Origin of the sequence: Pandoraea pnomenusa, assembly GCF_000767615.3 — a bacterium.
Lineage (GTDB): Bacteria > Pseudomonadota > Gammaproteobacteria > Burkholderiales > Burkholderiaceae > Pandoraea > Pandoraea pnomenusa.
In genome coordinates this window covers 2681961-2705136 of sequence record NZ_CP009553.3, presented here as the reverse complement: position 1 = coordinate 2705136, position 23176 = coordinate 2681961, and the positions used below count along the sequence as shown (strand labels likewise).

Here is a 23176-nt window from a genome sequence, read left to right as displayed (position 1 = left end):
CGCGATGCTCGCGGATGGTCCGCGGGCGTGCCGCCGCGAAGCACACTGGGCGCTATGCGTCGCGCAGCCATGCCAGCACCTCGTCGTCGCCGACCTGCGAAAACGTGCGATAGAAGCTGCCTACGGCGTCAAAGTGCAATGGCACTTGCAGGCAGATCACCTCGTCGGCGTCGTGAGCGAGTTCGCGCACGGCCTCGCGCGGCGCCACCGGAATGGCGCATATCAGCCTCTCCGGTGCCTGCCGACGCACCGCTTGCAAGGCCGCATGCATGGACGCTCCGGTCGCGACGCCGTCGTCCACCACGATCACCACCCTGCCCTGCGCTCGGGTGCTCCGACGGCCAGGCGTGAGATGCGCACGTCGCCGACGCAATGTCTCGAGTTGCACGGCCCTTTCGCGCTCGATATACGCGCTCTCGATGTCGGCAAGCCGCGCGTCGGGCAACAGATAGGTGTTCCCGCTCTCGTCCACGGCGCCAATGGCCAGTTCCTCATCGTAGGGTGACCGGAGTTTGCGCACGAGCACGACGTCCAGATCGCCGCCGAGGGCTTGCGCCACGATCGCCGCGATCGGCACGCCCCCACGTGGCACGCCGAGCACCAGCGGGTGCTGGTCCGCGTAGGGACTCAGCGCCTTGGCCAGTTGACGTGCGGCGTCCGCTCTGTCGAGAAATTGCATGGCGCGCTCAGACCCGGAGCGTCGATTGCACGTTACCTGCGCGCTCGCGATCCTGTTCATTGCGAATGAGCGCCGCGAGCATATTCCAGTCCGCGGCCAGCGCACCCATGATGTCGTCGAGCGAGACCACGCCGACCACCGCCTCGCCGTCGAGCACGGCCAGACGCCGCACGCCGTGGGAGAGCATGGCTTGCAACGCGTCGCTCACGTTGTCCTTCCCGGCAATGGAAACGAGCCCCGGCGTCATGACGTCGGCGACCGCCGTCTCGCTCGGATCGTGGCCGCTGGCGGTCGCGTTCAGGGCGATATCGCGGTCCGTCAGCATGCCGATGGCACGCTCCCCGGCCGGGGCGGCCTCGGTCACGATCAACGCGCCGACATGCTTGTCGCGCATCTGCATCGCCGCGTCCTGCAACGTGCGCGAGCTCGGAATATGCACGGGCTGACGCGAACAGATTTCCTCGATCTTCATTCGGTTTTCTCCTGAGTCCCCGGTGGATTTGCGCTGCGCCGGATCGCGCCGCGCCGGGTCGGCCCGCCGAGCGGCGGCTCGCGTTGGCACACAGCGGCGGAACGACGATTGAAGCTTGGCACCGATTCGCCGTTGCGGTTTGTCGCAAGTCAACGCGGCGTCGATCCGTCGTTCCCGGGGCGGCGGTGACGGGCCTTGACCTGCGTCATGGCGCGCATCGCAAAGCGCGCTATAAATGGCAGATATCGAGGGCGCTGGCCACCGCTCGGATGGCGCGCCCGATGCCCCTCATTTTCAAAGGAGCGTCCATGTCTTCGCTGCGACAGCATTACAAGGAATTTGTGATCGAAGCCCACGCGAGGCTCGTCGGTAACGGCGGGTACACCGTACCGAGCGCACAGCGGCGCTATATGCCGGTGGCCGTCGTGCGCGGTGTTGCGCCGCGCGATGGCGACGACCTGTCCGAGGACGGAGTGGCCGATGGCGTCGTCATCGAAATCACGCTGAACGATCGGCTGGATTCAGACCCGTACCGCGCGATACGCTGCGCGATCGGCTATGCGCGTCGCGTGATCGACGGCATACAGCTTCCCGAGTTCGACGGTACCGTCCTGGCCCCGAGCTGCATCCCGTTTCCGCGCACGCTCCATTAGGCAAGCGGGGGCGCACTGCCATGACGCTCGTCATCGTTCTGGTCAACGTCGTCGCCTTCCTGCTTCAGCTCGCGGCCGCCGATGCGGCAGTCAACGCGCTCGCCCTCTGGCCCACGGGCTCGACGGGTGTCGCGCCGTTTCATCTTTGGCAACTGTTGACCTACAGCCTGCTGCACGTCGGCTGGGTCCACCTCGCGTTCAATATGTGGGGTCTCTATCTCTTCGGCAGAGACATCGAGAATGAAATCGGATCGGCGCATCTGTTGGCGTTGTATGTCGCGAGCGTATTGAGTGCGGGGCTCACGCAACTGCTTGTCACTTCCTTCGTATTTCCATCGCCCTACCCGACGGTGGGCGCGTCAGGCGGGGTGTTCGGCATGTTGTTCGCGTTCGCCGTGCTGTTCCCGAGACGCACGGTCGTCATCCTCATGCCGCCGATCCCCATGCCCGCCTGGCTGTTCGCCCTGATCTACGGTATTGCCGAACTGGCCCTTGGCGTCACGGGAACGCTCAACGGCGTGGCGCACTTCGCGCATTTGGGGGGAATGCTCGGCAGTGCCGCGCTCATGCTGTATTGGGGGTATCGCAAGCCCCGGCGGCGCGCCGGATAGCGGGTATCGCCTCATGGGGCCGGACCGCCGGAGCAGTGCGGCGGAGAGGCCGCGAGGCGACGAAGGGGTTCGAAAATCTCAGCGGAGGTACGGCCATGTTGCACAGGATACTGATCGCCGTCGACGGCAGTCACGCATCGCGTCTGGCCACGCTGCAGGCGATCGAGCTGGCCAAACTGAGCCATGCCACCATCCGCGCGATCTACGTCGCCGATGACAGCGACACTGCGTTGGGAAGCGCCGCGATCGATCAGGCCGGTCTGGTGCGCAGCATGACGGCTTATGCCCACGACGTGCTCGAGACCTGCGAGCGGCTATGCGAAGCCGCCGGCGTGAACTGCTCGACCGAACTCGTGGCCCGTCCGGTTGCCAAGGGGCGCATTGCCCAGACCATCCTCGCGCATGCGGCGACCTGGCACGCGGATCTGATTGCGCTCGGCACGCACGGCCGGCGCGGACTCGCGCGACTCGTGGTGGGCAGCGTGGCTCAGGGCGTGGTCAGCGCCAGTACCAAGCCGGTGCTGCTCGTGCGCAGCGACGAGGAGGATCAGGTGTGATCCGCCTCGCGCCCACGACACGGATCAGGCAACCCTTCAGCCCGGAACGACAGCGTGCCCGATCGTTTGTGCCAGCACCGGAACTTCGTCTTCGTTGAGCGACATCGCGTTGGCCAGCAAGCGGTGATTCAGCCAGCCGCGAACGACACAGGCCAGTCCGGAGGCTGCGCAATAGAGCGATACGTTCTGTGAAATGGCGCCGATGGCCACGCCGGCGAACGTGTCGCGCTCGGTCTGCGGGAATTGATCGGCCCTGGCGTGGTTGACCACGTACACGAGGTCCAGTGGCGCCCTGGCCACGAAGTCCTGATAGCCGGTGAGATTGCGGGCGTCGACGGCATGCTTCAGGCGCAGCTTGTGGGCCGCCGGGTCGTAGCGATACACGCCCTCGGGCAACGCGGCGTAAACATCGATCTCGTTCACGCCGTGCGCCGACGGCGCGGTACGACCGCCCGAATCTGCGCGATTGATGCCGTCCGCGGCCCACAACAGTTCGCTCATCTGCTGGATACTCAGCGACGCCTGCGAGAACTCCCGCACGCTTTTGCGCCGCGCGAGCGCGACCATCAACGGCGTGCCACCCCCCAGGATCGGGGGCGGCAGATCGATGAGCGCGGGTGAGCCCGACGCGGCTTTCGCCTTGGGGACATGCGTCAAGGCATCGTAGGGTGGGAATCTGAGCTCGTTCATGGTCGGAATCCTTTCAAGGCCCCGCCGACGCGGGCGCCGAGTGCGTAAGGTCAGGGCCGCTGCCAGCGCACATGCAGCTGCGCTTTCGCGTGTTGATAGTCGAAGTGGAGTTTTCCGCCGTAGGCATGATGGATGGCGGTGGCGATGTCGCGCGCGATGTGTACACCGGTGGTCGTGATAGTGGTTCCGGATTCATTGGACGTGATGGCCATCACCCGCTCCACGGGGTGCTCCCGATGCAGCCGCTGGGCGCGGTGCCTTATGAGCCCCAGAATTTCGTCGCGATGCGCCGCTTCGAACGCCCCTTCCAGGGCGATGCTCGCGGCTGCCACGCCGTCGGCGATGCGATGGCATGCGGAACAAGTGAGCGAGGCCGCGCCGGGCGGAATCACGCCCCATTGCCAGCGCCCGCGCAGATAAATCGCGTGACACACCGGACACGCGGCCAGGGCGGGAGCGGCCTCGGGTTGCTTGTAACTGTCCGGGACCGTCTCTTCCGGAAAGTGGTCCCATCTCACGGGGCGAACCGTGGCCGACCGGGCTCTGAATTTCATGATGCGACTCCTGGAGTGTCTGGCGAGGGCTCCGCACCGGTTCCGGCGGGCCGCGCCCGTGTTACCTAGGCTGAAATGCCGGCGTGCCTGCCGCTCACGCGCCGGATACTCCAACACTAGGCGACGACAGTCCGAGCGATTTGGCCTGGATCAAATCCTCTCGCATTGCGCCGCCCGGCATGGCACGGGGCGCGTCGCCGCCCGCGGTCACTGCCGCGGTCACTGCCGCGGTAACGTGGCCGGGTCGTACTGATTGCGCGGGTTCCACAGCATCCAGCCGTCGGTTTGCGCGGCTTCCGACGCGTCGATCTGCGCGCGAATTTCCGTGGCACCGAACGGCCTGCGATCGAACGCGTAATCGCGAAAGGCTTGCAACCACGGTCGGAAACGAATGCCGGGCAACCCGGTGCGGTCGACGGCTTGCGCCAAAGTGCGCGACACGATCTCGCCGGGATGTTCGATCGGGGCCCGGCATCCCGGGAGTCCCCAGGTGAAACCGGACGGATAGAGCATCGGCGAAATGTAGTCGACGAGCGGCGGCAGTGTCTCGAGTTGTTGCCCGATCATCGTGTCGTTCAGATTCCAGCAGACATAGCCGAAGATGTCGGCCGACGTGTAGACGTTGTACGGCGCGAGGCGCGCGTTGGCTGCCGACAGGAAGCCGGTAATGGCGGCCACCCGCTGCGGTTCGGTGTTGGGACTGGCGAATCTCAGGCCGGGGGCGTCGGGAAAGCGCAGATAGTCGAACTGAATCTCGTCGAATCCCAGTCGGGCGGCCTCCTCCGCCACGTCGAGGTTATGCGCCCAGACCGCGGGCAGCATGGGGTCGAGCCAGCGCAGATGTTCGCGGTCCTGCCACACATCGCCCTGCGCGTCGCGCACGGCCCACTCCGGATGCGCCTGCGCCAACGGGTCGTCCTTGAACACCACGATGCGTGCAATGAGATAGATGCCGTGCGCATGCAGCGACTTGAGCCACGCCGCGAAATTCTCGATGCGAGGCGTCCTGGGCGGCGCATACGCCTGCGCGCCGATGCGCTCGCGCGCAAGACTTCGGTAGGACGTCATGCCACGATCGCCCTTCACATCAATGACCAATGCGTTGATCGCGGTGCGCCCCGGCAGGCCGAGCGCTGCGTCGCGCAATGTCCGATTTGCCACGCCATATACCGACAGGTAGACGGCTTTCGGGCGCAGCCGTGACATTGCGACGACGTTGTTCGCGTCGCCGGCACGAAGCGAGGTTTCCACCCGGGCGAATCCGACCGCCTTGAGGGACAACGGGACGCTGGCGCCGCCCCCGGTCGGCGCCAGCGGGAGGGCGAACGAACCGTCCGGCGCGCTGTGCACGATAGCCCCCGCACCGACCACCGTTGCCCCTGCAATCGGTTGACGGGAGGTGGCATCGACGACCCTCGCCGTCAGGGTTTGCTGTGCCGATGACGTCTGTGCAAGCAGGCACAGCCATGCCATGCTCAATTGCAGGAGCCGGCTAATCATGGCCGGCCCACGCATCGCGGATGCATGTTCGGATGAGCGTCGCGTGCGCACCGTGCTGAAGTTCGGATGCCAATCGGCATGAGACGGGATGTCGACTTCGCCCGAGGCCGTTACCCCGCGAAGCGGGTTCCACGTCATGGCGTACGGTGCGTTCGAGGTCGCCGACGGGAGGGCGTGGCGGGCACCTCTTGCCGCCACGACCTCGCCGGATGAGACTCGGCCCTCGCTTCATACGGAAGGCGTCCTCGGCGGCGCCCCCCCGTTTATGCCGGACGCTGTCAGCGGTTCGCGGCGATTACTGAATCGTCAGTTCACGCTGGCCAGCGTCGGCGCGCTTGGGCAGCACCAGTTCGAGCACGCCGTCGCGGTAGTTCGCCTGTGCCTTATCCTTGTCGACGGCTTGCGACAGCGAGAAGCTGCGATACATGTCGCCTTCGTAGCGTTCGCGATGCACGAAGTTGCCGTTGTCCTTCTTTTCCGTCGAATTGCTGATGTGGGCACTGATGGAAACCTGGTTGCCGTCGAGCGCCACCTTGATGTTCTCCTTGCTCACCCCGGGCATATCGGCGCGAACCGTGAACTGCTTGTCGTCTTCCTCGACATCGAGCTTGATCTGCATGCGCTTGCTGCTCTCCATTGCGAGCGGACGCCAGAATGCATTGCGGAAAAAGTTTTCGAAGGGTTCGTCGAAGCTCAGGGGGTCGAATCGGGTGATGTTTGCCATGGCTGACTCCGTAAGTTGAAAGGCCGCTGTGCGCATCCGGTCTGAACCGGTGCGCAACATATCCAATCTAGAGGCCATGGCGTGCGGTCGATTGACCGAGATCAAGAGACGCGACGGCGCCGCATTCACCCCGGCATCAGGGAGAGCGCGTACCCCGCCCACATGGCGGCGATGACCAGGGCAATGCCGGGGACCACGATCCGGGAGAATCTCGCGCCTCCGGAGAACGCTGCGACGATGCCTTTCACGAGCGCGTTGGAGGATACGCCGGCGAGGATCGGCAAGCTGGCGCCTGCAAGGCTCATATGGCCCTGCTCGGCGAGTGCCGTGGCGCTGGCGGCAACGGAATGTGCGTCGGCGAGTCCCCCCACCAGTGCCACGACGAGCAGACCGGCGTTGCCGAACCAGTGCGTGAGTGCCCCCGACGCGAACATCACGACCGAAATGCTCAGCGTCAGTGCCAGCGCAGACTTGAGATCGATGCCAGTGCCGACCGGGAGCGCTTGTGGCGCGACGACGCGGCTCGCGCGCCACAGCACCCACAGTCCGTAGACGAGCGCCACGAGCGCCCCGGCGCCGAGCGGCAGCGCCAGATGCACCAGCATCGGTGGAAAGATCGCGCTGATCACCACGGCCAGTTGCAGCATGGTGGCAATGCTCGACAGGACCGCGCCCGCCGCTGCGGGCATCACCAACTCGGGATTGCGTTTCGCGTTCGAGCCCATCGCGCTGATGGTGGCGATACTCGACGCAAATCCGGACGCGAATCCGGTGACCGACAACCCCGCATTGGGCCCCATGGCCCGTTGCACGAAATGTCCCGCCACGGCGATCAGCAGCATGACGACGGTAAATCGCCAGATCGTGTACGGATTGAACGACTGGAAGGTATCGATCGGGTGGTCCGGCAGCACGGGCATTATGACCAGGGCCGCCACGGCAAGCAACAGGATGTCCTGCAGCTCGGCCTCCGTGACCACACGCGTGACCAGGCGATGCAGATGAAAGCGTACCTGCATCACACCGGCCACGGCGACGCCGATGGCAATCGTCAGGCCGGGCGAACGATGGGCCAGCACGCCGAGGAGCAACGTCAGGATCAGGGAGGTTTCGGTGGTGATGCCCGGATCGTCGTGCGAGCGCATATACGCAATGCTCAGCAATCCGCCAACCGCCAGCACGACCGATGCGACGATCCAGACGCCCCCCGCCCGCATGGCCACCGCGCCGAGCACTGCCGTGAGCGCGAACGTCCGGATGCCGGCCGCATTGCGTTCACGCGTGGCGCCCTTGCGCCGCTCGCGCTCGGTGCCGATCAACAATCCGACCGCCAGCGCCGTGGCGAATGGCAACAGGTCTTGCATGGCTCCGGTCATCGCGTCCCCTGAAAATCACCGAAAGTTGCCCGAACCGCGTTCGGAAACGCATCCAGCATACGCCGCGCAAGGCATGCGCCGCTGGCTGGTGTCCGGATATTGACGGAGCGCAATGCTTTGGCCAGCCAGACATCTATGCTCTAATCGTTCACATCCTCACACGGATCGCCCTGCCCGGCGAAATCGACCATGCACCCCGAATCGAAACCCGCGTCGCCGCAGGGCGCGCCCCGGCCGTTCAAACGCGTGATCGTGGCCGTCGACGCCGGCGGCGCCTCAATGAAGGCGGTCGACTACGCAAGCCGCTTGTGTTCGCCGCAATCGCACGTGCTCGTCCTCGGTTTCTTCGAAGACCCGGCCGCTTATCTGAAGCCGCATTCGCGCACGCAAGCGGATGTCAGCGCGGCCTTCGAGGAACTCAGACGGGACGAACTCGAGGCGCTGGAGCACGCACGCACGACATTGCAGCGAAGCGGGGCCTCCGTGCAACTGCGGTTGCTGGGGCCCGCGCTTGGGAAAGGCGAAATCTCGGCCGGTCTCGCACGCGTGGCCGAGGAGTGGAATGCCGACCTGGTCATCGTTGGCGCGGAGCCGTCTGCCGGCATCCTCTCGCTACTGGCCTCGAAGGTTTCCGTCTCATTGGCGGAACATACGCACCGGGCAATTCTGGTCGTGCCCAGCGTTGCCGAGGCATCCACGCTGCGCATGCCGCAGCGTATCCTCTTTGCCGTCGACGGCAGCGAAGCGTCGTTGCACGCCGTGCGCGTGGGCATGCAACTCGCACCGGCGCGTGCTCATTTGATGGCGATGTTCATCGAAGACCGGGGTGTCGATCTGGCGGAACTCAGGAAATTCGTGCTCTCCCCGGCACAGGACGTGAAGTCGGCGGAAAACGTGCTGGATCGTGCGGTCGCCATCATGACCGAATACGGCGCCGGCATGGCTGTCGAGCGGCTCGTATCCCACACTCGCATGACCGAAGACGTGGCAGCCGCCATCAAACGGGAAGCGGCGCAATGGGGGGCCGACATCGTGGTCATCGGCGCTCAGGACCGTGGCGGTATGTTCTCGTGGTTCAGGGGGCATGAAAACGAACGCGTGGCGCGCGAGATCGATCGCCCGCTCATGGTGGTCAATGTCGCCGGATGAAGCGTTCGGCCCCGCCGGGCGACCTTGACGTTCGGGTCAGGCGGCGTGCGACTTCACGATGAGCACGGGCAACGAGGCGTGCTGTAGCAGGCGATTCGCTTCGCTGCCCAGCGTGAGGCGCGCCAGACCCTTGCGGCCGTGGGACCCGGAGATGACCAGATCCGCCTTCATCCGGGTCGCTTCCGAGAGCAACCGGTCGGCAATATGGGTGTGGCTGTCGATCAGCGGCAGGGTGGCGAATTCCGCTGCAACCCCTTCTCGCGCAAGCAAGTCCAGCGCCGCTTCCCTTACTGCCAGCGTCTCCGCGCCGACCGAGTCGCGGACATCGGCGATCGAGGGCAACGCGGCAGCCATCAATGGGAAATACAGGGCCGGGTCAACCTCTACATACGCGACTCTGAGGCTGGCGCCCAGCGCCTTGGCCAGCCGCGCCGCGTGCGTGAGCGCGATCTGCGAGGGTTCGCTGGCATCGAACGCCGCCAGAATGTTGCGATACATGATGACTCCTCCCCTGCGCCTGAACAGTTCGTGCGGCCAGTCGCGCCGCGCCTAATCGAAGCGGCGTTTCGACGCCACCGGGACCATATCCGTGTGACCGAAGCCGCGGCTGTAGTCGAGCACCTTGAGCGCCCATGATTCCAGCTTGACGATGGTCGTGCGACTTGACCCGTGCTCGGGAATGCGCGTCCACGCGTTCGGGAAGCGAGTGTCGAGCAGACGTATCGCAAGCGAGCGCTCGGGTGACTCGTCCGGCAGTATCTCCGCGAACGCATGGCTCGAGATCGCCTTGATGTCGGGCCATCCTGTGTACGGTTTGTAGATGCAGAACGAGACCTGTGCGGCGTGTTCGATATTGGCGATCTTGCGGCTGTCGCGCGCGGTGGCGAAATAGATGTCGAGCCCCTGGTGCACGAAGCACACGACGTCCGATTGCGTGTTGCCGTCGCGCATGAGCGTGGCGAGCGACAATTCCCGACAACTGTCGAGAATGTCCAGGACAACGGCTTCCAGGTCTGTGTTCATCGCTGCTCTCCGATACCGACGCGCATTGCGCGCGGTTTGCGCCAGGCGCGCCAGGCCCGTCAGGCGACCGTCAGTCGATCGACCACGGCGCTGACCCCATGCGTGGACATGGCCGCGCCCCGAATCGCTTCCTTCTCGGCGAGCGAATGCACCGTGCCCGTGAGCAGCACCTCACCGTTGCCGAGCAGGGAGATGTCGAGATGCTGGGCTTCGCGCTGTGCCTGACGGGTGAGCGCGGCGGTGATGTGCCCGACGATCTCCCGGCGATGCGGGCTGCCTTGCACCTTGATGTCGTTGATGACGCCTTTCACCCCCCGGAGCGCGCGCACCGCGCTCTCGGCCTGTACGCGTTGCGTGTAGAGCTCGACATTGCCGTCGAGGGTGACCCAGCCGTTCTCCACCTTCACTTGCATGCCGTCCGGCGGCAGTCCGGCGTGCCACTTCAGGATGGCCAGCGCCGCGCGCGCAATGTCGGCATCCGTATGGCGATCGTGCGATGCCGGCTGGACTTCCAGCGAAACGACGATGGCGCGTGCGCCAGCCACGCGGCTCGCCACGCGTTCGGCCTCGCACTTCTCCAGAAAGCTCCCCACGTCGCCGGATAGCGTGACGATGCCGTCGCGAACCTCTACACCGATGTCGGTGGCATGAATATTGGTGTCGCGCGCGAGTTCGTCCATGACGTCGCGCTGGAGCTGGGTATCCGTTTTCATGAGGTGTCTCCGTGTCGGGGCAGTTACTTCGGTCTCTTCACCTTAGCGCGACGCCTTTGGCCGCGCGCTCCTGTCTTGCCGGCGCTTGATTCACGTCAACCGTTCGGCCCGCGCGAGCGCACCGAAGTGGTGTGCGGCGCTATAAATGTAGCCATGGCTTCGGTGCGCCGCGAGGTCGCGGTCGAGTTCGCGAAGTCCCATGTCGGGAGATCGAAATGAGCCTACGGAGAATTTGTGTTCATATGGACGACACGGCGACGGGCGCGGCGCGAGTTCGCTTCAGCGCCCGGCTCGCGCGCCAGCACGACGCCAGTCTCTGCGGCATCTACCTGCCACACCGTCCGGGAGCTGTTCACTCGGGCCAACGCGAAGCGTCGGGCGATCACTTCCAGACCGAGGCGCACTCGCGCACGGCATTGCACGCTGCCGAACACCTGTTTTCTCAAGTGTGCGCCGAAAGCGATATCGAGGGCGACTGGCACAGTCCCTATGGGGCGGCCGTCGCCATTCTCTCGAGCGTGGCCAAGGCCACCGACCTGTGTATCGTTGGTCAGCCGGATGCTCCGGGAGGCGTTGGCGCCCTGGGTGTCGACGGCCTTGGCGACGTGATCGTCTCATGCGGCGTGCCGGTGATGGGGCTGCCGCACAACGTGACGTTGCCACAGGAGATTCGTCGCATCGTGGTGGCATGGAATGGCTCGCGCGAAGCGCGCCGCGCCATCGGGGATGCCTGGCAAATGCTGGGCCGGGCCCAGGATATCTTCGTGGTGGGTATCAATCGCTCGCCCGGTGGAGACGACCCCTCGCTGGCCGACATCGTGAGGCTCATGGAATCGCACGGCCTGCGCGCGAAGCCCGTATCCATCCGCGAGGACACGGACGCCAGCGACGGTGTGCAACTCCTGTCCGTCTCCGAAGCCTACGAGGCCGACCTGCTTGTCATGGGCGCATACGGACACGGACCAACCCGCGAGCTCGTCTTCGGCGGCGCCACCCGCACGGTACTCAAGCACATGTCCACGCCCGTGTTGCTGTCCCACTGAGACTTGGCACCCGGGTCTTCTCGTCCTTGCGCCGCCGCCGCGCTTTGCGGCGGCGGCGCAACCTTCAACTTGCGACCAACATCACGACGGCGGCCGCGCCCATCACCGCGGTAGCGATCCAGCCCAGCGCAAGGATCGGCCAGCGGGCCGTGAACGGTCCCATCACCGAACGCCGAGCTGCCAGCAGCAGTACGACCGCCATCACGGGCACGGCCACCACGCCGTTGATCACGGCACTCCAGAAGAGCGCTTTCATGGGGCTGATGGGGGAGTACTGAATGGCGGTGGCGGCCATGATGCTCAGGGCAATGATGGCGTAGAAACCCTGCGCACTCGTGAGCTTGCGCTCGAGCCCTTCTTCCCAGTGCAGGGTCTCGGCCAGCGCATAGGCGCCCGAGCCCGCGAGCACCGGCACGCCGATCAGCCCCACACTCACGATGCCGAGACTGAAAAGCGCGTACGCCAGGTCGCCGGCCAGCGGGCGCAGCGCGCTGGCCGCCTGTGCCGCCGTCTCGATGTTCGTGACCCCACCCGCATGCAATGTCACCGCCGTTGCCAGAATGACGAAGAACGCCGTGATATTCGAGTAGAACATGCCGGTCCAGGTGTCCCATCCGATGCGGCGCAGCTCGTCGGGCGCGGCAGCGACATCGTCTCGCAAGGGGCGAGCGTCCGGATGCCTCGCCATTTCCTCCACCTCCTCCGACGTCTGCCAGAAGAAGAGATAGGGACTGATCGTGGTACCGAAGACCCCGACGATCACGGCCGCGCTGGCGGAATCGAGGCGAAACGCCGGCCATACCGTTCGCAGTGCCACGGTGTGCCATGGCACGTGCACGGTAAGCAGGACAGCCGCGTACGCGAGCAGCGACATGGTCATCCACTTGAGGAAGATCACATACCGGTGATACGGCACGAATACCTGGAGCAGCAGCGTGCCGAGGGCGAAGCCGATCGTCATCCAGTGCCGGTCGATGCCGCTGGTGAGCTCCGCCACCTCGCCCATGGCGGCCAGATCCGCAGCAATGTTGAGGGTGTTCGCCACGAGAAGCAGTGCCACGACGATGCGCAGCACGGCGGGTGGAAACGCGGTGCCGATGTTGGCGGCGAGGCCTTTGCCGGTGACCCTGCCGATGCGGGCGCAGATCAGCTGGATGGCCGCCATGAACGGGAGCGCCAGCGGCATCGTCCACAGCATGTTGAAGCCATACTGCGCGCCCGCCTGCGAATAGGTTACGACGCCGCTGGGGTCGTCGTCGGCCACGCCGGTAATCAGTCCCGGCCCAACCCGGGCGAGAGGATGCTCCCGGAGTCTTTTGCGCAGAGCCTCGCGCAAGGTCGGCGACCGTCGATCGCCCAGGTCGATTCCCATGTCCGCGTGTGTCGTTTGGTGTGAGTGTTGAACGTCGGGCGGCATCGTGCGACGGCTCGTCGGGCGCCGCGATCAGGAAACGACCGAGGCGAGTGTTCGGCGAGGCGTATGTGCCACATCGGGGCCGCGCCCAGCGCGCAGCAGTAGCTGAGGATAATCCATCGTGCCCATCGCTTGGGCAATCGTGCGACGCAAATCGTCCACTTCGATCGGCTGGTTGAGAAACGAGGCGCAAAGGCCGCTGGCGGTCAGTGTCAGCAGGACGCGCTGCATCGCCTGCCCCGCACTCAACCAGCTTTCCTGGTGATCCGCGGCGGTCGACAGGCACAGGAGCAACGGCGAGCCTTCGGCAAGTCGGTGATGGCTGGCTGCGATACCCCCACCGATGTCGAACGTGCGAATGACGGAAGTCACGATTGGCGCCGCGAAGTCGAGCAAGTGGCCGGCATTGGCCGAGTAGCCGGCCATGCCGTCGTCCCGACGCGACGCGCTGATCCAGGACGCCAGTTCGCGGCGAAAGCGAGGATCGCCAAGTTGAATCCGGTCCGCCTGATCGATGAGTTCGGCCAGATGCAGGCGTTCGCCGTGCGCGGTGACAAGGCCGAGCCGGGCACCCTCGGCTTGCGCCGCGGCATGTAACCGATCGAACACGACCGGCGATATCGGCCCGTCGTCGAACACCTGACGATTCGTGACGCGCTCGGGAATCGCGCCGAACAGCGGCGCAATGTCCTTGTCGACGAACCCGTCTTCGGACAGTTGAACGCTGGCAAGTACGTCGGGCTCGGCGGATGTCGGCAATACCCGAATCACATACGGGCAGCCGAAATGGCTGAGCGCGACTCGCAGATTGAACAGGGCCGCGCCGCAACTGATAATCAGTTCGCGATCGTAGGTGTCGCTCACCGGCAATCCGCGTGCGCGATCGGCGCATACCAGCACGGTGTCGTCGCCCAATACGAAACGCCAGGGCTGGGTATTGTGCGTGGAGGGCGCAAGGATCGCATATTGGAGGCAGAACCGCAGTTTGTCCCGCGCCGCCGCCCGTTCGGGAAACCCGTGTTCGTCGACCGACCATACCCGCAGCAAATCGTTTTGGACGTGGCTCACGAAAACCTCCTTATGCCGACCGCCGTGGCCGACGCTCGCGGCGGGCTCGAACGCATGATTGACATCATCCTTCGCTATTCGCCGCGCGCCCGGCCCTGGCCGGCTTCACCTTCGCCCGGCCGGCTGCCGCGGAACCCTGAAGCCAGGCCAACTGCTGCGCTACGGCCCGATTGGCCTCGCTCGACATGGCGCTCAGGGCGTCCATCGCCGATCGGGTGACATCGCCCCAGGCCTGCCAACCGCTCTCGGCCGAGGCGGAGGACGTGGTGGCCGCCGAGTCGGAGAACACATGTTGCCACGCCATTTGCGCACCTTGGTACTGTTCGGCCCACACCGCGGGGCCACGTGCGCCGATCTGCATCCACCCCTGCCAAATGCGATGCTGCATCGCCAGTTGTCGGTTGATGAAGGCGAGCTGGCTGTTCAGAACCGCGTTGAAATCCGGGGCGCTCGCCAATTCCGCGCCGAAAGTCCTGTCGGCTTCTAGCAAGCCTTCGTCGGTGCGCAACTGCACCTGTCGCAGGCACAGCAGATCTTCAACCCAGTGCCGATGGGCTTCGACCAGCGCAAGCATCTGTGCCTTGCACAGGCCTAGCATTGGATTCGGTTCCGTAGCCATCTTCACGACTCCCATGACAAGTGCCGGTCACACGGGACGAAGGCGAGGCGCCTTCTGCCTTCTGGCGGGCGAAGCGCAATCGTGGTGCGGCAGGTTTCAGCATAATGGCACCCCGTGCGGGCCGTTTGCGCCATGTCAACGTCGCGTCTCGCGCGCCTGTCCGAAGTAAAAAAATGCCCGCCGTAGCGGGCACAGACCCAACTTGCTTGCGCCCTGAACGGGGCCGTATCCGGGCGCAAGTGCCAACCACACGGCAATATCGGGCAATCGACGCATCGGCCAACCCGCACCGACGACGACTCCACCTTAGCGCCGCCGCGCATAGCCGTGTTTGACATATCTCAACGTCCGCGAGGTTGTCCCGGATTGCCGTGCACTGTCTCCCTGAATGTTTCGCCGCGCGCTGCGGGGCTTGATACGCATCAAGCCCGGAACGAACAACGCGGGCCCCACGCGGAATCGGAACTAGTCTTGCAGACAGGCACGTGTCGGGCATCGTATCGAAGGATGCCTGCCGGGCGCCCTCCTCCGTCACTTGCAAGGACCACTCACCGTGCCAGACGACTTTGAACGAACGCCCGACGTCGCGGTCCATGCGCATCGCGCTGCCGCCGAGGATCGTGATGCGGCATCGAAAGACGGCGCGCCGCTGACCGGACGCCGCCTGCGTGCGAGACGCATGCAGGTCGATACGCTGCGCGAAGCGGTGGCGTACCTTCGTCGCGACAGCCTGATCTGTCGCTCCGAAGGATTTGCGGCCCAGACCCGCCTGCAACTGGATTTCCGCGACGTGACCGTCGTTGCCACGCTTCAGACGGTCATCGGCGACTGGCTGGAGCTCGACGAAATCGGTTTGAGCGAGGCGGCCCTGCTGGCATTGGAAGTGGACGAAGGCGAATGGGTTCGGGTGCGGCATATGCCACCGGTCGAATCGTTTCGGCACGTCCGGGGCCGGATGTTCGGCGAGGCGTTCACCCCCGCCGCACTTGACGAAGTGATCGGCGATATTGCGGCGGGCCGTTACTCGTCGATTCACATTTCCGCGTTTTTGACCGCCTGCACCGGCAACCGGCTCGACGACGACGAGATCATCGCGCTCACGCGCGCGATGGTGGCCACCGGAAAAACGCTGCAATGGCAAGCCGATACGGTCATAGACAAACACAGCATCGGCGGACTGCCTGGCAACCGGACGACCCCGATCGTCGTGGCGATCGTGACCTCGCAGGGACTGGTCATGCCCAAGACATCGTCTCGCGCCATCACTTCGCCCGCCGGCACGGCCGATACGATGGAGACGCTCGCGCCAGTCGACCTCAGCGCGCAGGAGATGCGCCAGGTCGTCGACAAGGTGGGGGGCTGCATCGTGTTCGGGGGCGCCGCGGGCCTGAGTCCCGCCGACGACATTCTGATTCAGGTGGAGCGCCCGCTCGATCTCGACAGCGAGGCCCAGATGATGGCGTCGATCCTGTCGAAGAAGCTGGCTGTCGGCGCGACCCATGCCCTGATCGACATTCCGGTCGGCGAGACCGCGAAAATCCGCACGCGTTACGCGAGCGCGCTCTTTTCCGAGCGCCTGCGCGCAATCGGCCGCGCCCTGGGGCTCGAGATCGACACCTACGTCTGTCAGGGCGAACAACCGGTCGGCCGGGGCATCGGGCCGAGCCTCGAGGCACGCGACGTGCTCGCGGTGCTTCAGAACCTCAGCCGTGCGCCGTCCGACTTGATGAACAAGAGCCTCGAGATTTCCGGCCGATTGCTCGAAATCGGCGGCAAGGCCCTACCCGGCGACGGACTGGTCAGCGCCCGTCGCACGCTGACCAGCGGGCTCGCCTGGCAGCAGTTCCAGCGGATCTGCGAAGCGCAGGGCGGCATGCGTGAGCCGGTCGTCGGACGCCACAGCCGGCCGGTGACCGCTCGACACAACGGTACCGTCACCGCCGTCGACAACCGGCATCTGTCGCGCCTGGCAAAGCTCGCCGGCGCGCCGACAGCCGCGCGCGCCGGGGTCGTCTACGAGGCGCCGATCGGCGCCATGGTCGCAACCGGCCAGCCGCTCTTCACCATTTACGCCGAAAGCCGTGGCGAGCTCGAATACGCATTCGAATACGCCTGCCGCTTCCCCGGCATTGTCGCAGTGAGGGAATCATGAAAGACGTCGCGCTCTACGCGTTGCCCGGCAACGAGACGCTGGCCCGCTCGCTTGCCGCGCAGATCGAGTCTCCCATGCAGCGGCTCGAGGTCCATCGCTTCCCCGACGGGGAACAGATGGTGTCGATGGAGGGACCGCTGAGCGGAAAAGCCATCGTCATCGTGTGCTCGCTGAACCGGCCGGACGCGAAGCTGCTGCCCTTGATCTTCGCGGCGGACACGGCGCGAGACCTCGGCGCGCGGCACGTCATTCTCGTCGCGCCGTACCTGTGCTATCTGCGACAGGACGCCCGCTTTCATGCGGGCGAATCGATCTCCGCCTACAGTTTCGGCCGATTGCTCGGCGCGCAGTTCGACGGATTGGTGACGATCGAGCCTCACCTGCACAGGCTCCCCTCGCTGTCGGTCGTCTACCCGATCCCGGTGCGTGCGCCGCACAGTGTTGCCGCCACGGCCAGCTGGATCGTGCAAAACGTAGCCGATCCGCTGATCGTGGGCCCCGACGAGGAAAGCGAGGCCTGGATCGCCCAGATCGCCAGCCGCATCGGTGCCCCGTCGGTCGTGGCCCGCAAGACACGCGAGGCGGACAGGAAAGTGGACGTGAGCCTGCACGTGCCGGCGAAGTTCGCGCACCGGAACCCGGTGATCGTCGATGACATTCTCGCCAGCGGCCAAACCATGCTGGCTACCGTCGGCGCGCTAGTGAAAGCGGGGTTCGGAAGTCCCGTATGCGTTGCGGTGCACGGTCTGTTCGACGGCGTGAGCGTCGACGAACTCATTGCCGCGGGCGCCGGTCGTGTCGTGACCTGCAATTCGGTCGCGCACGCCACGAACGCGATCGATGTGACCCCGCTGTTGGCCGACGCCGTTCGCGACCTGCTCGACAGCCTGCCTGAGACGCCATGAGGTGCAATGAGCCCCGACCGCCGGCGGCGCGTCGGGGAACGTCCCTGCGCTCCTGCGCGCCTCCGACCGACCCTGCACGGCACTATGGCGCGATGATGACCTTCAACGCATGTGTATTGGCCGCATCGCCGAACGTCCGGTAGGCATTCAGGATATCGGCAAGCGAGAAGTGGTGAGTGATCAGTGCACCCGGCGTCAGACGCCCCGAGGCCACGGTCTTGAGCAGCATCGGCGTTGCCGCGGTATCGACCAGACGGGTCGTGATGCTGATGTTCCTGTCCCACAGCGATTCGAGATGCAGGTCGACCTTGCGGCCGTGCACGCCCACGTTGGCGATGATGCCCCCGGCGGCGACGATCGCCTCGCAAAGTTCGAATGTCGCGGGTACGCCCACCGCCTCGATGGCCGTGTCGACGCCCTGCCCGCCGGTCAGACGCCTGACGGCCTCGGCCGCATCTTCCCTTGTGGGCGAGATCACGGAGGTGGCGCCGAATCGGGTGGCCACCTCCAGCCGCGCGAGGTCGGGATCGACGACGATGATCTGGGCCGGGCTGAAGAACTGCGCCGTGAGCAACGCGGCGAGCCCGATCGGTCCCGCCCCGACGATGGCCACGCTGCTGCCCGGTTGCACCTTGCCGTTGAGCACGCCACATTCGAAGCCCGTGGGCAGAATGTCGCTCAGCATGACCAGCGCGTCGTCGTCCACGCCGTCCGGCGCGTGGTAAAGGCTGGTGTCGGCGTGCGGGGTTCTGACGTATTCGGCCTGGGTGCCGTCGATGCGATTGCCGAGAATCCATCCTCCGGCGGCGCAATGCGAATACATGCCGCGCCGGCAGGCCGCGCACTTGCCGCACGACGAGATGCATGAGATCAACACCCGGTCGCCGGGCTTGAAGGCTGTGACGGCGTTGCCCGTTTGCACGACCTCCCCGACCCCTTCGTGGCCCAGGATCCGGCCCGGCTCGACCGTCGGCACGTCGCCCTTCAGGATGTGCAGGTCGGTGCCGCATATCGTCGTTTTCAGAACGCGCACGATGGCGTCGGTCGGGTCCTGGATTTCCGGCATGGGCCGATCTTCGAGCGATATCTGTTGGGGACCGTGAAATACGAGCGCTTTCATGGCATGGCTCCTTGCAAGACGGATTCAATGCGACATCAGAACGGGCACGGTCATGCTCTCGAGCATGGTGCGGGTCACGCCGCCCAGCACCCATTCCTGCATGCGCGAGTGACCGTATCCCCCCATCACGATCAAGTCGGTGTTCATGTCCGCGGCGCGCGAGAGCAGTGCCTCGGCCACGGCGACGTCGTTGGCGCCGCGCTCCGGTGTGACATTGACCTGAACGCCATGACGGGCGAAGAACATGCCGATGTCCAGTCCGGGAATCGGACCGAGTCCGTCGGCGCGATCGCCGCGGCTCACATGCATGACATCGACACGCTTGGCCGCGCGCAGAAACGGCATGGCGTCGACGGCCGCGCGAGCTGCTTCACGTCCGCCATCCCAGGCGAGCAGCACGGTGTTGAACGCCTTGGGGAGCTTGCCGGCGTAAGGCACGATCAGGACAGGCCTGCCGCCACCGAGCACGACCGAAGCGACGAAGCCCACAGTCGGCGAGGATTCCGGATCGGTGACGTCCTCCTGCCCCATGATCACGAGGTCCGCGTAGCGCGCGTGCGTGCGCATCTCGCGGATCTCATCGTATTTCGGGGTGAGCCACTCGGGACTCAGCGCCTGACGACGACAGACGTCCATGAACATCCGTTCGGCGTTCGCAAGGCGTTCGGGATCGCTCAGGGGAACGGGCGGCGGCGGCAGGCCTGCCCCGGCCAGACCCGTGACATCGGGAAATCCGGGTGGATGGAACGGCAGGTAGATCCCCGTGAGGTGCGCGGGCAACCGAAAGGCAAAGTCCGCCGCGAGTTCGACGCGTGCGCGGCAGCGCGCGCTGTTGTCGACGTGTACCAGCAAGGTCCGATAGGTCATGGCGTCACTCCAGGGCGAGAGGATCTGTTTCCAGCCTAGTACGGCGTTGGCGCATGTCGATTGACGCGGATCAAGGCCGCCCCCGAGGCGTCGCGTCGAAGCGGCGCCCACTGCCCGGAGGATGGACCACGGATTGCCCGCTGTTGCACCGGCGGGACGATTTGCGGAATGACGCGTATGGGAAATTCGGACAAACGGTGATACAACGGCACCATCCGATGCCGTTGCATCGAATTCGGGCGACATGATGGCCAAAACGCTGCTTGGCATGCTTCGATCCATTCGACAATCCGACGGACTGCTATTCGCTGCCGTGTGCCTGCTTTGCGTAGGCGTTGCGACCGCTAACTGGCTGACGGTGCGCTCCGTATTGCACAGCAATGTCGACGCACGCTTCTCGCAACGGACCAGCACCGCCACCGACAAGCTCGCGAGCGCGTTGAGCGCCTACCGCGACGCGGTCCATGGGGCATCGGATTATCTGGCGGACTTGCCCGCGCCCACCGACACGATATTGACGACGTACGCACAGCGTATGCGGCTCGCGGAGCGCCTGCCCGGCCTGGTCAGCGTGGGCGAGTGCGAGCGCAGCGGCGACCGCATCCGTCGGGTGGCCGCGTATTCCCCCATGGGAGGCGCGATACCGGCATTGGATCTGTCGGGTGGGGCCGGCGCGGGGGAGCGCATGTTCTCGCGCCAGTCGCCGTCGACCGGGCGCACGTATCTCGTTTTCCTCGCCAACGCCAGCGCGCCGCCGTCATGCGCCTACGCCATCGCCGACATCGACATGCTGGTGCACGCGTCGATCGGCCCGCTCCTGCACGACCTGACGCTGACCATTGCCGCGGCCGGGGCGACGGATCAGCCCCAGCCGGTATTCGACAGTCTGGCCCCTCGCCCGCCGACTGAGCCGCGGCCGTCCGCCACCTATCGCGCGACGACGCACCTGCCTTACGCCAACAGGGCGGGTCTGGACCTCACCTACACGGCATCCGGCGAATTTGCCGCATTGCGAGGCGCGGGCATGGCCAGTTGGGCGCTCGTTTTCGGCATCATCATGAGTGCCGCCACGCTGTTCGCCTGGGCGGTCGCGCTGATGTCACGACGGCATGCCCGGGCGGTGGCCGAGCGTGAGGGACTCGACAAGCGGCGCTCCGACGGCCGGCTGTTCAGCGTCATCCAGTCGGTGCGCGAGGCGATCATTACCATCGACGAATGGCAGCGCATCCAAATCTTCAACCCGACGGCCGAGAGCGTTTTCCGGTGCAGCGCCATGGAAGCCATTGGCGAGCCGCTGGGGCGTTTCATCCCGGAGCGGTTCCGCGATGCTCACTTCAGGCACATCGAGCGATTCGGGGCGACCGGCGTATCGGAGCGCCTCATGGGGCGCGGCAGGCCGCTGTGGGGGCTGCGCTCCGACGGCGAGGAGTTTCCGATGGAGGCGTCCATTTCCCAGAGCGCCGACGCGGCCGGGAAGTTCTACACGGTGGTGCTGCGCGACGTGACCGAACAGCGCCAGATGGCGAACGCCCTGCAGAACTCCCGGATCGAACTGGAAAAGCTCAACGCCCGCTTGCTTGAAGTGCGTGAGGACGAAAAGCTGCGCATCGCGCGAGAACTCCACGACGATCTTGGCCAGCGGCTCACCGCGCTGAAAATGGACGCCGCAATGCTCAAGCGCACGCTCGACGGCCATGCCCCGGCAAGCGCCGATGTGAAACGCATCGAGCTGGCGATCGACGGGATGATCAGCGCCGTGCGACAGATGGCCGCCGAGCTGCGCCCGCCGATGCTCGACGATCTCGGGCTCGGTCCGGCGATCGAGTGGTACGCACAGGATTTCGCGCGGCGTTACGGCGTCGCCGTCGATGTCACGGGCGCGCGGGGCCTGCCGCCCGTTCCGCCTGCCGTGGCGACGGCGTTGTTCCGAATCGTTCAGGAAGCGATGAACAACGTGGCAAAACACGCGCGAGCGACGTCCATCACGATCGAACTGTCCTGCGATCGGGAATGCCGGCTGCGCATCTCCGACAATGGCCGGGGCCTGCCTCCCACCCGGCCCAAGCCCGACGCGCTGGGACTGATCAGCATGCGCGAGCGAGCTCGCCTGCTCGGCGGATCGCTCGAAGTCCGCAGTCCTTCCGAGGGCGGCACCGTCGTTACCTCCGTGATTCCGCTGGAGAAGCCGCCCTCACCCGGCGCCCCGCCGGTTTGAGGGCATCCCCCGCTTTGCCAGGCCCGAAGAGACAAACGAACGTGCCTGTCCCGGTCTCACGACGCCCCGACCCGCAACACCGCCGCGCCGGAGAATGCACCTCGGCGTAGATCGTCGAGCGCCTCGCCGGCCCGCTCCAGCGGGTATTCGCGCGTTGTCACCTTCAGCCCGATCGTGTCGGCAAGTTTGAGAAATTCGAGCCCGTCGTCTCGGGTCAGATTCGCCACCGAGCGAACCTGACGTTCCCCCCAGATCAGACGGTACGGAAACGACGGAATATCGCTCATGTGGATGCCTGCGCAGACGACGACGCCTGCCTTGTCCATCGAAGCGAGCGCCTGGGGAACCAGTTCGCCGACAGGGGCGAAGAGGATGGCGGCATCGAGCAACCGCGGCGCCGGCGCATCGCTCGGCCCGGCCCAGTCGGCGCCGTGGGCCAGTGCAAACGCCTGCCCCTGTACGTCGCCGGGGCGTGTGAAGGCGTAGACCTCGCGGGACTGCGCGCTGGCAATCTGCGCGATCAGGTGCGCCGCCGCGCCGAATCCATAAATGCCGAGCCGGCGGGCATCGCCGGTCATCGAAAGCGAGCGATAGCCGATCAGGCCGGCGCATAACAGCGGCGCCGCGGTGGCGTCATCGTAGCGATCAGGCAGACGGAACGTGAACCGGGACTCGGCTACCGCGTACTCCGCATAGCCGCCGTTAAGGGTGTAGCCGGTGAAGCGTGCGTCGTCGCACAGATTCTCGCGCCCGCTCAGGCAGAACCGGCAGGACCCGCACGTCGCCCCGAGCCACGGGACACCGACACGGTCGCCAATCCGAAAATCCTGCACGCGATCCCCCAGCGCCGTGACCGTGCCGACGATCTCATGCCCCGGGATGATCTTGTCGGGAACGTCGGGAAGGTCGCCGTCGACGACGTGCAGATCGGTACGGCACACGCCACACACGCTCACCCGGATGAGGACCTGGGTGGGACTTGGCGTGGGGACCGGGATGTCCACCAGCCGCAACGTGTGGTCTGTCCTGGAGAGTTGCATCGCTCGCATACCGGTTCGCGCGGCCGCGCCTC

General features: G+C 65.6%; 24 protein-coding genes. 8 read left to right on the top strand and 16 right to left on the bottom strand.

Going from position 1 to position 23176, the window contains the following annotated elements:
* Positions 1–52: 52 nt before the first annotated feature.
* On the bottom strand, positions 53–679 hold the full coding sequence (locus LV28_RS36110) for a phosphoribosyltransferase (RefSeq protein WP_023596015.1): 627 nt from the start codon (positions 677–679) through the stop codon (positions 53–55).
* A gap of 7 nt (positions 680–686) precedes the next feature.
* Positions 687–1151, bottom strand: coding sequence for a CBS domain-containing protein (locus tag LV28_RS36105; RefSeq protein WP_023596014.1), 465 nt, complete (start codon positions 1149–1151; stop codon positions 687–689).
* Positions 1152–1459: 308 nt separating this feature from the next.
* On the opposite strand from LV28_RS36105, the gene LV28_RS36100 reads away from it, so the two are divergent.
* The 3 genes from LV28_RS36100 (at position 1460) to LV28_RS36090 (ending at position 2972) form a co-directional block, all read left to right on the top strand.
* The gene (locus tag LV28_RS36100; protein ID WP_023596013.1) at positions 1460–1804 is read left to right on the top strand and encodes a hypothetical protein; all 345 of its coding nucleotides are present in this window, start codon (positions 1460–1462) and stop codon (positions 1802–1804) included.
* 20 nt (positions 1805–1824) lie between these two features.
* Positions 1825–2415 carry a rhomboid family intramembrane serine protease gene (locus LV28_RS36095; protein ID WP_038617526.1) on the top strand — a complete coding sequence of 197 codons (591 nt, stop codon included), beginning with the start codon at positions 1825–1827 and terminating at the stop codon, positions 2413–2415.
* Between the two features lie 95 nt (positions 2416–2510).
* Positions 2511–2972 carry a universal stress protein gene (locus LV28_RS36090; protein WP_023874336.1) on the top strand — a complete coding sequence of 154 codons (462 nt, stop codon included), beginning with the start codon at positions 2511–2513 and terminating at the stop codon, positions 2970–2972.
* A gap of 36 nt (positions 2973–3008) precedes the next feature.
* Here the strand turns inward: LV28_RS36090 and LV28_RS36085 are convergent, their stop codons facing one another.
* From LV28_RS36085 to LV28_RS36065, 5 genes are all read right to left on the bottom strand, one after another.
* Positions 3009–3662 (bottom strand): nitroreductase family protein, encoded by a 654-nt coding sequence (locus tag LV28_RS36085; RefSeq protein ID WP_023596010.1) that lies wholly within the window; start codon positions 3660–3662, stop codon positions 3009–3011.
* Between the two features lie 50 nt (positions 3663–3712).
* Positions 3713–4216, bottom strand: coding sequence for a BCAM0308 family protein (locus LV28_RS36080; protein WP_023596009.1), 504 nt, complete (start codon positions 4214–4216; stop codon positions 3713–3715).
* Between the two features lie 219 nt (positions 4217–4435).
* Positions 4436–5716, bottom strand: coding sequence for a putative glycoside hydrolase (locus tag LV28_RS36075; protein WP_038621073.1), 1281 nt, complete (start codon positions 5714–5716; stop codon positions 4436–4438).
* A gap of 295 nt (positions 5717–6011) precedes the next feature.
* Positions 6012–6440 carry an Hsp20/alpha crystallin family protein gene (locus LV28_RS36070; protein ID WP_023596007.1) on the bottom strand — a complete coding sequence of 143 codons (429 nt, stop codon included), beginning with the start codon at positions 6438–6440 and terminating at the stop codon, positions 6012–6014.
* Between the two features lie 125 nt (positions 6441–6565).
* Positions 6566–7816, bottom strand: coding sequence for an MgtC/SapB family protein (locus LV28_RS36065; protein ID WP_038617530.1), 1251 nt, complete (start codon positions 7814–7816; stop codon positions 6566–6568).
* A gap of 189 nt (positions 7817–8005) precedes the next feature.
* Between LV28_RS36065 and LV28_RS36060 the strand changes: the two genes are divergently transcribed.
* Positions 8006–8965: a universal stress protein gene (locus LV28_RS36060; RefSeq protein ID WP_023596005.1), complete on the top strand. Its 960-nt coding sequence runs from the start codon at positions 8006–8008 to the stop codon at positions 8963–8965.
* Between the two features lie 36 nt (positions 8966–9001).
* Here the strand turns inward: LV28_RS36060 and LV28_RS36055 are convergent, their stop codons facing one another.
* Genes LV28_RS36055 through LV28_RS36045 form a run of 3 tightly spaced genes read right to left on the bottom strand, consistent with a single transcriptional unit; the run spans position 9002 to position 10701 of the window.
* A complete protein-coding gene (locus LV28_RS36055; protein WP_023596004.1) occupies positions 9002–9463 on the bottom strand; it encodes a universal stress protein in 462 nt (153 codons plus the stop codon).
* A gap of 51 nt (positions 9464–9514) precedes the next feature.
* On the bottom strand, positions 9515–9988 hold the full coding sequence (locus tag LV28_RS36050; RefSeq protein WP_023596003.1) for a pyridoxamine 5'-phosphate oxidase family protein: 474 nt from the start codon (positions 9986–9988) through the stop codon (positions 9515–9517).
* 59 nt (positions 9989–10047) lie between these two features.
* Positions 10048–10701: a BON domain-containing protein gene (locus LV28_RS36045; protein ID WP_023874340.1), complete on the bottom strand. Its 654-nt coding sequence runs from the start codon at positions 10699–10701 to the stop codon at positions 10048–10050.
* A gap of 242 nt (positions 10702–10943) precedes the next feature.
* Here LV28_RS36045 and LV28_RS36040 point away from each other — a divergent pair, with 242 nt between their 5' ends.
* Positions 10944–11744, top strand: a complete 801-nt coding sequence (locus LV28_RS36040) for a universal stress protein (RefSeq protein WP_023596001.1) — start codon at positions 10944–10946, stop codon at positions 11742–11744.
* A 64-nt stretch (positions 11745–11808) separates the two neighbouring features.
* Here LV28_RS36040 and LV28_RS36035 read toward each other — a convergent pair whose 3' ends face one another.
* From LV28_RS36035 to LV28_RS36025, 3 genes are all read right to left on the bottom strand, one after another.
* Positions 11809–13116, bottom strand: coding sequence for an NRAMP family divalent metal transporter (locus tag LV28_RS36035; RefSeq protein ID WP_048806344.1), 1308 nt, complete (start codon positions 13114–13116; stop codon positions 11809–11811).
* A 72-nt stretch (positions 13117–13188) separates the two neighbouring features.
* Entirely contained in the window at positions 13189–14226 is a 1038-nt protein-coding gene (locus LV28_RS36030) for an Acg family FMN-binding oxidoreductase (protein ID WP_115344345.1), read from the bottom strand.
* 64 nt (positions 14227–14290) lie between these two features.
* Entirely contained in the window at positions 14291–14845 is a 555-nt protein-coding gene (locus tag LV28_RS36025) for a hypothetical protein (protein WP_147291565.1), read from the bottom strand.
* A gap of 649 nt (positions 14846–15494) precedes the next feature.
* On the opposite strand from LV28_RS36025, the gene LV28_RS36020 reads away from it, so the two are divergent.
* Both LV28_RS36020 and LV28_RS36015 read left to right on the top strand, forming a co-directional pair.
* On the top strand, positions 15495–16997 hold the full coding sequence (locus LV28_RS36020) for a thymidine phosphorylase family protein (RefSeq protein ID WP_038621077.1): 1503 nt from the start codon (positions 15495–15497) through the stop codon (positions 16995–16997).
* A complete protein-coding gene (locus tag LV28_RS36015; RefSeq protein WP_038617539.1) occupies positions 16994–17902 on the top strand; it encodes a ribose-phosphate diphosphokinase in 909 nt (302 codons plus the stop codon). The genes LV28_RS36020 and LV28_RS36015 overlap by 4 nt, the downstream gene beginning before the upstream one ends.
* Positions 17903–17984: 82 nt before the next feature.
* Here LV28_RS36015 and LV28_RS36010 read toward each other — a convergent pair whose 3' ends face one another.
* On the bottom strand, positions 17985–19022 hold the full coding sequence (locus LV28_RS36010; protein ID WP_023595995.1) for a zinc-dependent alcohol dehydrogenase family protein: 1038 nt from the start codon (positions 19020–19022) through the stop codon (positions 17985–17987).
* 24 nt (positions 19023–19046) lie between these two features.
* The gene (locus tag LV28_RS36005) at positions 19047–19889 is read right to left on the bottom strand and encodes a universal stress protein (RefSeq protein ID WP_038617541.1); all 843 of its coding nucleotides are present in this window, start codon (positions 19887–19889) and stop codon (positions 19047–19049) included.
* Positions 19890–20133: 244 nt separating this feature from the next.
* On the opposite strand from LV28_RS36005, the gene LV28_RS36000 reads away from it, so the two are divergent.
* Positions 20134–22104, top strand: a complete 1971-nt coding sequence (locus tag LV28_RS36000; RefSeq protein WP_052408600.1) for a PAS domain-containing sensor histidine kinase — start codon at positions 20134–20136, stop codon at positions 22102–22104.
* A gap of 56 nt (positions 22105–22160) precedes the next feature.
* Here the strand turns inward: LV28_RS36000 and LV28_RS35995 are convergent, their stop codons facing one another.
* A complete protein-coding gene (locus LV28_RS35995; protein WP_038617544.1) occupies positions 22161–23153 on the bottom strand; it encodes a zinc-dependent alcohol dehydrogenase family protein in 993 nt (330 codons plus the stop codon).
* Positions 23154–23176: the final 23 nt, after the last annotated feature.